Below are 17,160 nucleotides of genomic sequence, written 5' to 3' on the forward strand. Positions count from 1 at the left end.
TATTAAACCTTAAAAAAAGACAAATAATATTATGGGTTGAAATTTAATATACGATATCAGTTATACGCACTAAGCGGTCTTACAAACCGATAGAGTATTCACAACGAGGTCGTATCTTAGTATTGAGTTATTCCCATTAGGCTCGTTCTATTGAAAAACTCTGTACTTCACTTATATTTTTGATATCAACCGCTAGCATCACTAACCTATCAATTCCCAAAGCGACTCCTGAACACTGTGGTAATCCATGATTTAATGCCGCAATGAAGTTTTCATCAATAGGCTTAACAGCTAATCCTTGAGCAGCTCTCTTTGCATTATCTTCTTCAAATCTAACTTGCTGTTCATTAGCATCAGTTAATTCATTAAACCCATTAACCAGCTCTATGCCTTTGAAGTAACATTCAAATCGTTGTGCAACACGAGGATCATCAATTGATTTTTTTGCTAGTGATGCTTGCGCTATTGGAAAATCATAGATAAATTGCGGCGCATCAATACCTATGGTTGGTTCAATGATTTCAGTGAAGATAAATTGAAGCAGCAAATCGGCATCATTCATTTCAACTAGCCAATCAGCAGATTTACCATACTTATTTAATACCTCAGTAAGCTCATCAAAAGTGGCGGTTAGTGGATCTACAGAAACTGTTTTAAGGAATATATCTTGATAGCTAGTAAATATCGCCTTATCACCACCTAAAACGACTTGCAGTAAGTCTGCGACCTCTGACATCAAATCAAACTGATCAAAGCCAATACGGTACCATTCAAGCATGGTGAACTCGGGATTATGATTCTTACCTGACTCTTCATGACGAAACGCCTTCGCTATTTGAAAAATACAGCCATATCCAGAAGCAAGTAACCGCTTCATATGAAACTCTGGCGAGGTTTGTAAAAATAACTCGGTCGAATGACCTACTGGACTATCAGCTAAAAAATCATACTTACAGGAGAGTGCATTTAAATAGACATCGGTCACTGTGCCTTGAGATAAAGAAGGTGTCTCCACTTCAACGACATTGCGTTCAGCAAAGAACTGTCTAATTTGTTGTAATATTTTTGCTCTTTTTTGAGCGTTTTGCCAAGTTAGTGTGCTTTGCCAAGTCATGTGAATACCGTTAATAGATTAGGACGTTGCATAGACAATAGATTCCCGACAAGAAACTTCGGGAATGACGACTGTTGCCATTGTAGATAAAGCCAACAGATTTACTAGATCTTTAATTAATAAATGGTTTTTTACTTTCTCTTAAGATCAAAAAAGGCCGCGTTAGCGACCTTCTTTATTCGATATTATTTCTAATATGGATTGATAAATTAATTTAATGCTAGATGAAGTGTTTGCAAAGCAGAAGCACGGAATTGACGTGAGTCAATGAGTACTTCCAATGCAGCTAACACAAGTTCTAGCGAAAATTAGTTATCAATTAAGCCATAATCTTAGAAACAACACCAGCACCAACAGTACGACCACCTTCACGGATAGCGAAGCGTAAACCTTCGTCCATCGCTACTGGGTTGATTAGCTCAACAACAAACTTAAGGTTGTCACCAGGCATTACCATTTCAACACCTTCAGGAAGCTCTACAGCACCTGTGATATCTGTTGTACGGAAGTAAAACTGTGGACGGTATCCTTTAAAGAATGGAGTATGACGACCACCTTCATCTTTAGAAAGAACATAAACTTCTGATTCGAATTTAGTGTGAGGTAAGATTGAACCTGGAGCACAAAGTACTTGACCACGTTCAACATCTTCACGCTTAAGACCACGTAGAAGAACACCACAGTTCTCGCCAGCACGACCTTCGTCAAGAAGCTTACGGAACATTTCAACACCTGTACAAGTTGATTTTTGTGTATCACGGATACCAACAACTTCTACTTCTTCACCAATTTTGATGATACCACGTTCAACACGACCTGTTACAACTGTACCACGACCTGAGATTGAGAATACATCTTCGATAGGCATGATGAATGCTCCGTCGATTGCACGCTCTGGCTCTGGAATGTAAGTATCAAGTGCATCAGCAAGCTCAATGATTTTCGCTTCCCATGCTTCATCGCCTTGAAGAGCGCCTAAAGCAGAACCTTGAATTACCGGTAAGTCATCACCTGGGAAATCATATTCAGAAAGAAGTTCACGAACTTCCATTTCTACTAATTCTAATAATTCTTCATCATCTACAACGTCACATTTGTTCATGAAAACGATGATGAAAGGAACACCAACTTGGCGAGACAATAAGATGTGCTCACGTGTTTGTGGCATAGGACCATCTGTAGCAGCAACTACTAAGATAGCGCCATCCATTTGTGCAGCACCAGTGATCATATTTTTGATATAATCGGCGTGACCAGGACAATCTACGTGTGCATAGTGACGTGCTTCAGTATCGTATTCGATGTGAGAAGTATTAATTGTAATACCACGTTCACGTTCTTCAGGAGCGTTATCGATTTGTGCGAAATCTTTAACTTCACCACCGTGAACTTTAGTTAATACAGCAGAGATAGCAGCTGTTAAAGTTGTTTTACCGTGATCTACGTGACCGATAGTACCAACGTTAACGTGCGGTTTATTACGTTCAAATTTTTCTTTAGCCATTTTTCAATTACCTTTAAGTTTAGTAAACTATATAAATTAAAAGGCGCAGTCAAAATGACCTTGCCAGATGTAAATATTCGAGTAATGGATTCTCTAACGAGTTTCCATAATTTTTTGTGCTACCAATTTCGGCGCTTCATTATACTGCTGAAACTCCATAGAGTAAGATGCACGGCCTTGAGTAGCACTACGCAAGTCGGTAGCATAGCCAAACATTTCAGCTAAGGGTACCAATGCATTTACAATTTTCGAACCTGCAGGACCTTCGTCCATACCATCAATCATACCGCGACGACGGTTTAAGTCACCTACAACATCACCCATGTTGGCTTCTGGTGTAGTGACTTCTACTTTCATCATTGGCTCTAAAATAACAGGATTTGCTTCAAGCGCACCTTTTCTAAAGCCCATAGAAGCAGCAACTTTAAATGCTATCTCGTTTGAGTCAACATCGTGAAAAGAACCATCATAAAGAGTAACCTTTATGTCTAATAACGGATAACCAGCTAAAACACCACTATCCATCTGTTCTTTACAGCCTTTTTCTACTGCAGGAATAAATTCTTTTGGTACTGTGCCGCCAACGATTTCGTTAACAAACTCAAAGCCAGCACCTTCTTCATTCGGTTCCATCTTCAACCAAACATGGCCAAATTGACCTTTACCACCTGATTGACGGATAAATTTACCTTCAACTTCAACAGTACCGCGAATCGTTTCTCGATAAGAAACTTGTGGGTTACCAACATTACACTCAACACCAAATTCACGCTTCATACGTTCAACAAGGATATCTAAGTGTAGTTCACCCATACCCGAGATGATGGTCTGTCCAGTTTCATCGTCTGTTGCGACTCTAAATGATGGGTCTTCTGCCGCAAGTTTACCCAACGCAATACCCATTTTTTCTTGTGCTGCGAGTGTTCTTGGCTCTACGGCAACTGAAATTACCGGTTCAGGGAACTCCATACGCTCTAGTGTAATAATATGTTTCGCATCACATAACGTATCACCCGTGGTGACATCTTTCAAACCAATTGCAGCGGCTATATCACCAGCACGAACTTCTTTTATTTCTTGTCTGTCGTTAGCATGCATTTGTACTATGCGGCCAAAACGTTCTTTTTTACCCTTAACTGGGTTATAAACGCTATCACCTGTTTGCACTACTCCTGAATATACACGGAAGAATGTGAGTGTGCCAACAAATGGGTCTGTAGCTATTTTAAAAGCGAGTGCTGAAAAAGGTGCTTCATCATCTGCTGAGCGAATACCTTCAGATTCATCTTTATCATCATTAATACCCGTAATAGCGGCGACTTCAGTTGGTGAAGGCAGATATTCAATAACAGCATCGAGTACCGCTTGAACGCCTTTATTTTTAAAGGCACTACCACAACTACACAGGATAATTTCATTTGCTAGTGTACGAGCACGTAAACCAACTTTAATCTCTTCTTCGGTTAAATCACCTTCTTCAAGGTATTTATCCATTAACTCTTCGTTAGCTTCAGCGGCTTCAGAAATGAGGTTTTCACGCCATTCTTCAGCCATATCTTGCATATCAGCAGGAATTTCTTCATAGCTGAAGGTCATACCTTGATCACTTGCGTTCCAGTTGATGGCCTTCATCTTAATCAGATCAACCACACCTTCAAAATCGTCTTCAGCACCGATAGCTAAATGTATTGGTACTGCATTTGCGCCTAGACGAGTTTTCAGTTGCTCAACTACATATAAGAAGTCAGCACCTGTTCTATCCATTTTGTTCACAAACACTATACGTGGTACAGCATATTTTTCCATTTGACGCCAAACCGTTTCGGTTTGCGGCTGTACACCTGATGAACCACATAGCACGAGTACAGCACCATCAAGAACACGTAAAGAACGTTCTACTTCAATGGTGAAATCTACGTGACCTGGCGTATCAATAATATTGATACGATGGTCTTCAAATTGACCTTCCATGCCTTTCCAGAAACATGTAGTTGCTGCAGAGGTTATGGTTATACCACGTTCTTGCTCTTGTTCCATCCAGTCCATAGTGGCCGCGCCGTCATGCACTTCACCAATCTTATGAGATAGACCTGTATAGAATAATACGCGTTCTGTGGTTGTCGTTTTACCTGCATCTACATGCGCACAGATACCAATATTACGGTAGCGCTCTATAGGAGTGATACGGGCCAAAATGAAATCCTCTTACTATTACTGGTCAGTTAACAAGTAATATATGTTTAGTGTTATTAACTAAATATTCGTTGATGAGAACATCTCAACAGCCAAACACTTAATTAATAAAACTCTGACTCATATTTCTGACTTAATGATAAAAGCACTAGTCCGTAAAATGAGTATGGCTAGCAAGAGAAACTCTTGCTAGCCATGTATCTACCTTTGAGTAAACCCAAAGGTAGATAATACAATCAGTCAATACTGCTAGCTTACCAGCGGTAGTGAGCGAATGCTTTGTTAGCGTCAGCCATACGGTGAACGTCTTCACGTTTCTTAACCGCTGAACCTTTGCTATCAGACGCATCTAACATTTCGTTAGCTAGGCGCTGAGCCATTGATTTTTCACCACGTTTACGAGCTGCTTCAACTAACCAACGCATGGCTAGAGCATTACGACGCACTGGACGTACTTCAACTGGAACCTGATAAGTAGAACCACCAACACGACGAGATTTAACTTCGACAGATGGGCGGATGTTATCTAAAGCTTCTTCGAAAAGCTCTAATTGATCTTTTTCAGATTTCTGAGCTAAAATATCTAATGCACCGTAAACAATTTTTTCGGCAGTAGATTTCTTACCATCAACCATAAGGATGTTGATGAATTTTGCTAAAAGTTCGTTATGGAACTTAGGATCTGGCAATATTTTACGTTGCCCAACGACGCGTCTTCTTGGCATCTTAATTCTCCGTAGTATTCAGGATAAATCCAAAATATATAAATTTTAAAAATTTCTTAATTTGGCCTTACTTAACGTTTTTATCTTTTACCTATCAAGTAGGTAAAGGAGGGAAAACTTAAGATTTAGGTCGTTTAGCACCGTATTTAGAACGGCCTTGTCTTCTATCGCTTACACCAGAACAATCTAGCGCGCCACGAACAGTGTGATAACGCACACCTGGTAAATCTTTAACACGACCACCACGGATTAAAATCACGCTATGCTCTTGTAAGTTGTGACCTTCACCACCGATGTATGAAGTTACTTCGAAGCCGTTAGTTAAACGAACACGAGCTACTTTACGTAAAGCTGAGTTAGGTTTTTTTGGTGTAGTAGTATACACACGAGTACAAACGCCACGACGTTGTGGACAAGCTTGTAACGCTGGAACGTTACTTTTTGTTACTTGTCTAACACGTGGTTTGCGTACTAGTTGGTTAATAGTTGCCATTATAGCTCCTGATTAGTTGTTACCAAGGAAAGTAGCCTTGATAAATTATTGCATAAGCTTTAAATCAATGGGAAAAGCTTACACGCTCGTAATATATCTTTTACCTTATAAAGGCGTGAAATTCATCACTCCTTTTATATTATGCACACTGGGTACAGAATATCAGGTCGCGAAATTCTATAGGTCAATGATTGAGCTGTCAAGCATTTATAGCAATTACACTCACTAAGTGATCATTATCAACTAGCCAAACGATCCTATAATGTTGTTGCTTTCATTGAGAGTAACTCGTTATCTCTCGAACAAGTGCCTTGTTAATCAGCGTCTTTATTGTTGAACTCTGTGGCCTTTGTTAACGTAGTTGGTAATAGTTTGCTAGCTTAAATCTCTAAACTAGAAAAACAAAAAACCGCACCTCTTTCAAGGTGCGGTTTTATTATAACGCTTTACTATATGGAGTAGCAGGCTAGCCCATATAACAAATTATTAATGATTACCTGACAGTAAATCTGAATTTAAGGCATCAGTTAATGCTTTTTCTGCATCATCAGCTGAAACAGTAGATTCAACCGCTGGTGCTAAAGCAGCAGCTTTACGTCTTGCTCGTTCTTGATGGTACGAATAACCTGTACCTGCTGGGATTAAACGACCAACGATAACGTTTTCTTTCAAGCCACGTAGACCATCTTTCTTACCTGCAACAGCAGCTTCAGTAAGTACACGTGTTGTTTCTTGGAAAGACGCCGCTGAAATGAATGATTCAGTTGCAAGTGATGCTTTAGTAATACCCATCATCTGCATTTCATATTCAGCTGGTTGCTTACCTTCAGCTTCAAGTTCACGGTTTGAGATATTAACTCGCGCCACTTCAACTTGTTCGCCTTTAAGGAAAGTAGAATCACCTGCATCAAGAATTTCACACTTACGGATCATTTGACGTACGATAACTTCAATGTGCTTATCGTTAATCTTAACACCCTGTAGACGGTAAACTTCTTGTACTTCGTTAACGATGTAGTTAGCAACTGGAGCAACACCACGTAAACGCAAGATATCATGTGGAGATTCAGGACCATCGGCAATAACTTCACCTTTGATTACTGGCTCACCTTCATAGATATTCAATAGACGCGTTTTCGGGATCATCTCTTCGTAAACTTCACCGCTAGGCTGAGTAATCAATAAGCGTACTTTACCTTTGGTTTCTTTACCGAAAGCAACAACACCCGTTTTCTCTGCAAGTATCGCAGGAAGTTTAGGTTTACGTGCTTCAAATAAATCAGCTACACGAGGAAGACCACCGGTAATATCACGAGTTTTTGAACTTGCTTGTGGTATACGAGCTAGTGCATCACCAACGCCAACATCCGCGCCATCTTCAAGGTTAACAATCGCATTACCTGGAAGATAGTAAAGTGCCGGAATTTCAGTACCAGCAATCATTACTTCTTTGCCTTTCGCATCAACAAGCTTCAATGCTGGACGCATTTCTTTACCTGTTGCATTACGTTGTGCAGCGTCAGTAATAACGATACTTGATAAACCAGTTAACTCATCAGTTTGGCGAACCATAGTTACGCCATCAGCTAGGTCAACGAATTGAACCTTACCTGCCACTTCCGTGATGATAGGATGCGTATGTGGGTCCCAGTTAGCGATAGTATCGCCAGAGTTCACTGCTTCGCCATCATTCTTAGAAAGTACAGAACCGTAAGGAACTTTATAACGTTCTTTCTCACGGCCCATTTCATCAATGATTGTTAACTCTGATGAACGAGACGTAATTACGAGATGTTTCTCTGAGTTTGTTACAAACTTAGCGTTTTGTAATTTCAAAGTACCTGTGTTTTTAACTTGTACGCTGCTTTCAGCAGTAGCACGAGATGCAGCACCACCGATATGGAACGTACGCATTGTTAACTGTGTACCAGGTTCACCAATTGATTGTGCAGCAACTACACCAATAGCTTCACCTTGGTTGATCATATGGCCACGAGCCAAATCACGACCGTAACAATTAGCACAAATACCAAAGTCAGTATTACAAGTAATGATTGAACGTACTTTGATTTGATCTACTGAGTTGTCTTCAATAACATCACAGAGTGCTTCATCAATTAGTGTATTACGTGGAAGTAATACTTCATCAGTACCTGGAATTAATACGTCATCACACACGACACGACCTAGAACACGTTCGCGTAATGGCTCAACAACATCACCACCTTCGATTAGTGGCGTCATTAATAAACCGTCATGTGTACCACAGTCATGGTTAGTAACAACCAAATCTTGTGCAACATCAACTAAACGACGAGTTAGATAACCCGAGTTAGCTGTTTTAAGTGCCGTATCGGCAAGACCTTTACGCGCACCATGAGTTGAGATGAAGTATTGTAATACAGTCAGACCTTCACGGAAGTTAGCTTTGATTGGCGTTTCGATGATTGAACCATCTGGTTTAGCCATCAAACCACGCATACCCGCTAATTGACGAATCTGTGCAGCACTACCACGAGCACCCGAGTCAGCCATCATAAAGATTGAGTTGAAAGAATCTTGTTCTTCCATTTCGCCATCTCTGTTCATAACCATTTCTTTCGAAAGGTTATCCATCATCGCTTTCGAAACTTTTTCGTTAGCAGATGACCAAATATCGATTACTTTGTTGTACTTCTCACCGGCAGTTACTAGACCTTGGTCAAACTGGGCTTGAATTTCAGCAACTTCAGCTTCTGAATCTTCTACAATCGTATACTTAGCTTCAGGAATAACCATATCGTCGATACCAACAGAACAACCTGCAATCATCGCGTAATGGAAACCTGTATACATGATTTGATCAGCAAACATTACTGTTTCTTTCAAACCTAAGTTACGGTAAGCATGGTTAATCAGTTTTGAAATTGGTTTTTTACCAAGTGGCTTGTCAATTAGGTCATAAGGTAAGCCCTTAGGACATACTTGCCACATAATTGCGCGACCAACTGTAGTATCACGTAACTTAGTTACTGGTTCCCATTCACCATCAGCATTTTTAACGTGCTCGGTAATACGAACTTTAATACGAGCATGAAGTTCAGCAACACCTGTACGGTATGCCTTTTCTACTTCTTTTTCGTCAGTAAAGTACATGCCTTCGCCTAAACCGTTTATACGAAAACGTGTTAGGTAATAAAGGCCTAATACAACATCCTGCGATGGTACTATGATTGGCTCACCGTTAGCCGGTGCTAGAACGTTGTTCGTTGACATCATCAACGTACGTGCTTCCATTTGTGCTTCGATTGTCAACGGTACGTGTACCGCCATTTGGTCACCATCGAAATCGGCATTGTATGCCGCACAAACTAGTGGATGAAGGTGAATTGCTTTACCTTCAATCAACACAGGTTCAAAAGCTTGGATACCCAATCTATGAAGTGTTGGTGCACGGTTAAGCATAACTGGATGTTCACGGATTACTTCATCAAGTACATCCCAAACTTCAGCGCCTTCACGTTCAACTAATTTCTTAGCAGCTTTAATTGTAGTTGCTAAACCACGTGCTTCTAATTTACCGTAGATAAATGGCTTGAATAATTCAAGTGCCATTTTCTTAGGCAAACCACACTGATGTAGTTTAAGCGTAGGACCAACAGTGATTACTGAACGACCAGAGTAATCAACACGTTTACCTAGTAAATTCTGACGGAAACGACCTTGCTTACCTTTAATCATATCGGCAAGAGATTTAAGAGGACGTTTGTTAGAACCCGTAATAGCTCGACCACGACGACCATTATCTAATAATGCATCAACAGACTCTTGCAACATACGTTTTTCGTTACGTACGATAATATCTGGTGCAACTAAATCTAGAAGACGTTTTAAACGGTTGTTACGGTTAATAACACGACGGTATAGATCATTAAGATCAGAAGTCGCAAAACGACCACCATCTAATGGTACCAACGGACGTAAATCAGGCGGTAAAATTGGTAAAACATTCATAATCATCCACTCAGGCTTGTTGCCTGAAGCAGCGAATGCTTCCATTAATTTTAAACGCTTAGTGATTTTTTTACGTTTAGTTTCACTACCGATTTCTGGTAACTCTTCACGCATTTGCGCTACTTCACCGTCTAAATCAATTTGTTGTAGTAAAGCTAATACCGCTTCAGCACCCATTAAGGCATCAAATTCATCACCGTGTTCTTCTAACGCATCAAGATATTCTTCTTCCGTTAGAATTTGGCTTTTTTCTAATGTTGTCATACCAGGTTCGGTTACAACATATGATTCGAAATAAAGCACACGCTCAATATCACGTAACGTCATATCAAGTAGTAAACCAATACGTGATGGTAATGATTTTAAGAACCAAATGTGAGCCACTGGACTTGCTAATTCGATATGACCCATACGGTCACGACGAACTTTAGTCAATGTAACTTCTACGCCACATTTTTCACAGATAACACCACGATGCTTTAAGCGTTTGTATTTGCCACAAAGACATTCATAGTCTTTTACTGGGCCAAAAATACGCGCACAGAATAAACCGTCACGTTCTGGCTTAAAAGTACGATAGTTAATGGTTTCTGGCTTTTTAACTTCACCAAATGACCAAGAACGTACCAAATCTGGCGACGCTAATCCGATGCGAATACCATCGAAATCTTCGGTTTGATTCTGTTGCTTAAGAAACTTAAGTAAATCTTTCACACACTTCTCCTGTCGGAGTTAAACTTTGAGAAGAAGGCAAAATAATTTGCCTTCTTCGCTTACCGGCTTACCCATCAGGATAAGCTCAGTTGACTTATGGTTTGAAACCTAGTCTTTGTCCAACTCGATGTTAATACCTAACGAGCGGATTTCTTTCAACAATACGTTGAATGACTCAGGAATACCTGGTTCCATGCGATGATCACCATCTACTAAGTTTTTATACATCTTAGTACGACCGTTAACATCATCAGACTTAACCGTAAGCATTTCTTGCAAGGTATAAGCAGCACCATATGCTTCAAGTGCCCACACTTCCATCTCACCGAAACGCTGACCACCGAACTGAGCTTTACCACCAAGTGGTTGCTGAGTTACGAGTGAGTAAGAACCAGTTGAACGAGCATGCATTTTGTCATCAACTAAATGGTTTAGTTTCAACATATACATATAACCAACAGTAACAGGACGTTCAAACTCACGACCGGTACGGCCATCAGTTAATACGAACTGACCACTTTGTGGCATATCAGCAAGCACGAATAACTCTTTAATTTCTTTCTCTGCAGCGCCATCAAATGCTGGTGTAGCAATTGGTAGACCAGCACGTAAGTTACCTGCTAAGCGCAAAACTTCGTCATCAGAGAAGCTTGCAACATCAACTACTTGACGAGACTCACCTACATTGTAGACTTCTTGAATGAAGTTACGTAGTTTGTGAATTTCTTGTTGTGCTTCTAACATACGGTTAATCTTTTCACCGATACCGCGACACGCCATACCTAAGTGAGTTTCTAAGATCTGACCAATGTTCATACGTGATGGAACACCTAACGGGTTCAATACGATATCAACTGGTACACCGAATTGATCGTATGGCATATCTTCAACAGGTACTACGTTTGAAATAACACCCTTGTTACCATGACGACCAGCCATTTTATCACCAGGCTGAATATGACGTTTAACAGCTAAGTAAACCTTAACGATTTTTAAAACGCCAGGTTGTAAGTCATCACCTTGAGTGATCTTACGACGCTTAACTTCAAACTTCTTATCAAAATCTTCTTTGATATTATCAAATTGCTCAGCAATTTGCTCAAGTTCAGCTTGTTGACCTTCATCAGCTAAGTTTTGTGTTAACCACTTGTCACGAGACATTGACGTTAAGTCAGACTCATTTAAACCAGCAGATAACAATAACTTCTTAGTACGTGCGTAAATACCATCTTCTAAAATGCTTAATTCATCGCCAAGATCTTTCTTAACTTCTTTAAGTTGCATTTGTTCAATTTCAACTGCGCGAGCATCTTTTTCAACGCCGTCTCGAGTGAATATTTGAACATCGATGATAGTACCTTTAACAGAGTTAGGTACACGTAATGAACTATCTTTAACGTCAGCAGCTTTCTCACCGAAAATTGCTCGTAGTAGTTTTTCTTCTGGCGTAAGTTGTGTTTCACCTTTTGGTGTTACTTTACCTACTAAGATGTCACCACCATTTACTTCAGCACCAATATAAACAACACCCGCTTCATCTAATTTAGATAATGCTGATTCGCCTACGTTTGGAATATCTGCCGTAATTTCTTCACTACCCAATTTAGTATCACGTGCAATACACGTTAACTCTTGAATGTGAATAGTAGTAAATCTATCCTCTATTGCAACACGTTCAGATAACAACATTGAATCTTCAAAGTTGTAACCATTCCACGGCATAAAGGCGATACGCATGTTTTGACCTAAAGCCAATTCACCCATATCAGTTGAAGGACCATCCGCTAATACATCACCACGTACAACTGGCTCACCCATACGACACACTGGACGTTGGTTGATACAAGTATTTTGGTTAGAACGCGTGTATTTAGTTAAGTTATAAATATCAATACCGGCTTCACCAGCATGCATTTCATTTTCATTAACTTTTACAACAATGCGCGATGCATCAACATAGCTAACTACGCCGCCACGTTTGGCAACTGCAGTTACACCTGAATCAACAGCTACTACTTTTTCCATACCAGTACCAACAAGCGGTTTATCAACTCGTAAAGTAGGTACAGCTTGACGTTGCATGTTCGAGCCCATCAAGGCTCTGTTTGCATCATCGTGTTCAAGGAATGGGATAAGTGACGCCGCAACAGAAATAATTTGTTGTGGAGAAACGTCCATATATTGAACTTCAGCAGAAGCTTTTAAGATAAATTCATTTCTATGACGACAGTTAACTAAGTCTTGTACTAACTTGTTGCTATCATTACGTTCAGCGTTCGCCTGAGCGATAACAAAGTTACCCTCTTCAATCGCTGATAAATAATCAATTTCATCAGTCACTAAACCGTCAATAACTTTGCGGTATGGTGTTTCTAAGAAACCAAAATCATTAGTTCGTGCGTAACAAGAAAGCGAGTTGATCAAACCAATGTTTGGACCCTCTGGCGTTTCGATTGGACAAACACGACCGTAATGCGTTGGATGTACATCTCGTACTTCAAAACCAGCACGTTCACGGGTTAAACCACCCGGCCCTAAGGCAGAAATACGACGCTTATGCGTTACTTCTGATAACGGGTTGTTCTGATCCATAAACTGTGACAATTGTGATGAGCCAAAGAACTCTTTCACTGCCGCAGAAATTGGTTTAGCGTTGATTAAATCTTGCGGCATGATTGCATCTAAGTCACCAAGACTTAAGCGCTCACGTACTGCACGTTCAACACGAACAAGACCAACACGGAATTGGTTTTCAGCCATTTCGCCAACAGAACGAATACGACGGTTACCTAAGTGATCGATATCATCAACTTCACCTTTACCGTCACGAATGCCGATTAAGGTTTTCATTACTGAAATAATGTCTTCTTTTGACAAGATACCAGTACCAACATCATCTGCATTGCCAACACGACGGTTGAACTTCATACGACCTACCGTTGATAAGTCATAGCGTTCTGATGCGAAGAATAAGTTAGAGAACAACCCTTCAGCAGCGTCTTTCGTTGGTGGCTCGCCTGGACGCATCATGCGGTATACTTCAACTAAAGCTTCAAGCTTGTTAGTTGAACTATCAACACGAAGTGTATCTGACATGTATGAACCAACATCAAATTCGTTCATGTATAAAGTAGATAATACTTTATGGCCCGCTTGGCTAAGCTCGGCTAATAATTCTAAAGTGATAATTGCATTTGCTTCAGCAATTACTTCACCTGTAGATTTGTCGATGTAAGCTTTTGATAAAACACGACCAACGATATAATCTGCTGGTACTTCTAGTTTTTCCAATTTTGCTTTTGATAAAGCGCGAATATGGCGTGCTGTAATGCGACGACCAGACTCAACTAACACTTCACCTTTTTTGATAGAGATATCAAAAATAGCAGTCTCGCCACGAAGACGTTCAGGGATAAGATCCATGATCAACTTATCACCTTTGATGGTGTAATCAGTTGTGTCATAGAACATCGCTAAAATTTCTTCAGTCGAATATTCTAATGCACGTAAGATGATTGACGCTGGTAATTTACGACGTCTATCTATACGTACAAATAAGTTATCTTTTGGATCGAATTCAAAGTCTAACCATGAACCACGGTAAGGAATAACGCGAGCGTTATATAATACTTTACCTGAGGAGTGAGTTTTACCTTTATCGTGATCAAAGAATACACCAGGAGAACGGTGTAATTGTGAAACGATAACACGCTCAGTACCATTGATTACGAAAGTACCGTTATCTGTCATCAACGGGATTTCGCCCATGTACACTTCTTGCTCTTTGATATCTTTAACAGTACCTGCTGCGGCTTCTTTATCGTAAACCACTAAGCGTAATTTTACGCGTAATGGTGCAGAATAAGTCACACCACGAATTTGACATTCTTTAACGTCAAATAATGGTTCACCTAAACGATAGCTTACATATTGTAATTCTGAGCTACCTGAATAAGCTTTAATTGGGAAAATAGAACGAAAAGCAGCCTCTAGACCGGTTTCACCTGTTGCGTCAATATCAATAAACTTGCGGAAAGAATCGAGTTGAATGGACAACAAGAATGGATATTCCATTACTTGTGCACTTTTACCAAAGTCCTTTCTAATTCGCTTTTTCTCAAAGTATGAGTAAGCCATGGGGTTCCTCAGCTTGCTGGTTATGGCCAAATCTGCCCACTGAGCAACGCTCAGTCAGACAGGTTATGCTGTAATATTTACGTCTAAATATTACTAGATGATTTAAAATAATCACCTAAACGCTTAATAGTAAATTGTTAACAAATAAAGAATATTTATTCTCTAACAACAAAAGCGCAAAAAGGCCGGTGACGTTTAAATCACCAGCCATGCCTTTTCAGGCAAACAATCTGTTTAAAAACAGATTATTTGATCTCAACAGAAGCACCAGCTTCTTCAAGAGTTTTCTTAAGTTCTTCAGCTTCAGCTTTCTCTACGCCTTCTTTAACAACGCCAAGAGATTCAACTAAGTCTTTAGCTTCTTTAAGGCCTAAACCTGTAGCGCCACGAACTGCTTTGATTACTGCAACTTTCTTCTCACCGAAGCTAGTCATAACAACGTTAAACTCAGTTTGTTCGTCAGCAGCTTCAGCAGGTCCAGCAGCTGCAACAGCAGCAGAAGCAGAAACACCAAATTTTTCTTCCATTGCTTCGATTAAAGCAACAACGTCCATTACTGACATTTCAGCAACTGCGTTTAAGATATCGTCTTTAGAAATAGACATACTATAATTTCCTAATTTTTAATAAACAGGCCATTTTTACTTTTCTTATTAAGTAATAAAGCACTGTTTGAAATAACTACAAATACAAAAAGCTTGGTTATAAGCAATAAGCTTATATAACCTATGCAGCTTCCTGTTCTTTCTGATCGCGTATAGCAGCAAACGTGCGGGCTAATTTGCCTGCAGATGCTTCTTTCATAACGCTCATCAAACGTGAAATCGCTTCGTCGTAAGTAGGTAGCTTAGCTAACATATTTACGTCTACTGCGTTGCCTTCAAATGCAGCTGCTTTTAATTCAAAGTTTTCGTTAGCTTTAGCGAAATCTGTGAATAAACGTGCAGCAGCACCTGGGTGATCACTTGAAAAAGCAATTAATGAAGGACCTTTGAATACGTCAGAAACACATTCAAATTCAGTACCTTCTACTGCACGACGTGCTAATGTGTTACGGACAACTTTCATCCATACACCATTTTCACGTGCTTGCTTACGCAATACAGTAATTGCTTCAACTGCAACACCACGGGCATCCGCGATTACAACTGAGTGAGCGCCATTAGCAGCTTCTTGAACTTCAGCAACAATTGCTTTTTTGTCATCAAGATTGATAGCCATTGGCTTTAACTCCTGGTTCAGACCGGTAAAAGTACCGGTATTTACAATCCTTAGCTAATAATCACTTACTAGCTAAGCCATAACGGCGAGGACCAGAAAAATCTAGGAAATATCTGGGTAATCACCATCTACGTAGGATAAATTAAGTAATTAAATCAGAAGAAATAACTACACCTACGGTCTTGGACGGGGGTTGTGTATTTATTCAGCTTCATTCGATTTTACTCGAAAAACTGGCCAAAAAAGTTCACAACTCCTACCAAAATTTAAGGGGCGAAATTATAGATTATAATTTCGCCCTTGTAAAGATTCAATACACAAACTTTACTCAATAATATTTACACGTAATAAATTACAGGTAATATTAAGCTTGAGTTAGTGTTGCTTGGTTGACGACAACGCCGGCACCCATAGTTGTAGAAAGAGAAACTTTCTTCAAGTATTGACCTTTAGCATTTGCAGGTTTTGCTTTTTTAAGCGCTTCTAGCAAAGACTCTAAGTTTTCTTGCAATTGTGCAGGTTCGAAATCAGCCTTACCAATAGTAGTATGGATGATACCGTTCTTGTCGTTGCGGTAACGGATCTGACCAGACTTAGCGTTTTTAACAGCGCCAGCTACGTCAGGAGTTACTGTACCAACTTTAGGGTTAGGCATTAAACCACGAGGGCCTAAGATTTGACCTAGTTGACCAACAACACGCATTGCATCTGGAGAAGCAATAACAACGTCGAAGTTCATTTCACCGGCTTTTACTTGCGCGGCTAAATCTTCCATACCAACGATGTCAGCACCAGCTGCTTTAGCTTTCTCTGCGTTTTCGCCTTGTGTAAATACAGCAACACGTACTTCACGACCAGTACCATTTGGTAATACTGTAGCGCCACGAACGTTTTGATCTGATTTACGAGCGTCAATACCAAGATTTACAGCAACATCAACGCTTTCACGGAAGTTAGCTGTAGCAAATTCTTTTAATAAAGAAACTGCTTCATTGATATCATATTCTTTTGTTACGTCTACTTTTTCACGGATAAGACGAGCGCGTTTTGATAATTTAGCCATTGA

At 39.9% G+C, this 17,160-nt stretch carries 10 protein-coding genes; all 10 read right to left on the reverse strand.

Annotation, left to right across the window (positions count from 1 at the left end):
* Positions 1-136: 136 nt before the first annotated feature.
* Positions 137-1,114, reverse strand: a complete 978-nt coding sequence (gene epmA / locus CXF79_RS21790) for an elongation factor P--(R)-beta-lysine ligase (protein WP_101157875.1) — start codon at positions 1,112-1,114, stop codon at positions 137-139.
* Positions 1,115-1,433: 319 nt separating this feature from the next.
* Complete coding sequence (gene tuf / locus CXF79_RS21795) at positions 1,434-2,618, reverse strand: elongation factor Tu (RefSeq protein WP_011045489.1); 1,185 nt, start codon at positions 2,616-2,618, stop codon at positions 1,434-1,436.
* Between the two features lie 93 nt (positions 2,619-2,711).
* Entirely contained in the window at positions 2,712-4,811 is a 2,100-nt protein-coding gene (fusA, locus tag CXF79_RS21800; RefSeq protein ID WP_011045490.1) for an elongation factor G, read from the reverse strand.
* 254 nt (positions 4,812-5,065) lie between these two features.
* Positions 5,066-5,536, reverse strand: coding sequence for a 30S ribosomal protein S7 (gene rpsG, locus CXF79_RS21805; RefSeq protein WP_011045491.1), 471 nt, complete (start codon positions 5,534-5,536; stop codon positions 5,066-5,068).
* Positions 5,537-5,654: 118 nt separating this feature from the next.
* Positions 5,655-6,029 (reverse strand): 30S ribosomal protein S12, encoded by a 375-nt coding sequence (gene rpsL / locus CXF79_RS21810; RefSeq protein WP_011045492.1) that lies wholly within the window; start codon positions 6,027-6,029, stop codon positions 5,655-5,657.
* Positions 6,030-6,515: 486 nt separating this feature from the next.
* Positions 6,516-10,736 carry a DNA-directed RNA polymerase subunit beta' gene (gene rpoC / locus CXF79_RS21815; RefSeq protein WP_101157878.1) on the reverse strand — a complete coding sequence of 1,407 codons (4,221 nt, stop codon included), beginning with the start codon at positions 10,734-10,736 and terminating at the stop codon, positions 6,516-6,518.
* 108 nt (positions 10,737-10,844) lie between these two features.
* Positions 10,845-14,873: a DNA-directed RNA polymerase subunit beta gene (gene rpoB, locus CXF79_RS21820; RefSeq protein WP_101157880.1), complete on the reverse strand. Its 4,029-nt coding sequence runs from the start codon at positions 14,871-14,873 to the stop codon at positions 10,845-10,847.
* 245 nt (positions 14,874-15,118) lie between these two features.
* A complete protein-coding gene (gene rplL, locus CXF79_RS21825) occupies positions 15,119-15,478 on the reverse strand; it encodes a 50S ribosomal protein L7/L12 (protein ID WP_011045495.1) in 360 nt (119 codons plus the stop codon).
* Positions 15,479-15,599: 121 nt separating this feature from the next.
* Positions 15,600-16,094, reverse strand: coding sequence for a 50S ribosomal protein L10 (rplJ, locus tag CXF79_RS21830; RefSeq protein ID WP_011045496.1), 495 nt, complete (start codon positions 16,092-16,094; stop codon positions 15,600-15,602).
* 364 nt (positions 16,095-16,458) lie between these two features.
* Positions 16,459-17,157: a 50S ribosomal protein L1 gene (gene rplA / locus CXF79_RS21835; protein ID WP_011045497.1), complete on the reverse strand. Its 699-nt coding sequence runs from the start codon at positions 17,155-17,157 to the stop codon at positions 16,459-16,461.
* Positions 17,158-17,160 lie beyond the last annotated feature (3 nt).

The sequence above is a fragment of the Colwellia sp. Bg11-28 genome, assembly GCF_002836245.1.
Lineage (GTDB): Bacteria > Pseudomonadota > Gammaproteobacteria > Enterobacterales > Alteromonadaceae > Colwellia > Colwellia psychrerythraea_A.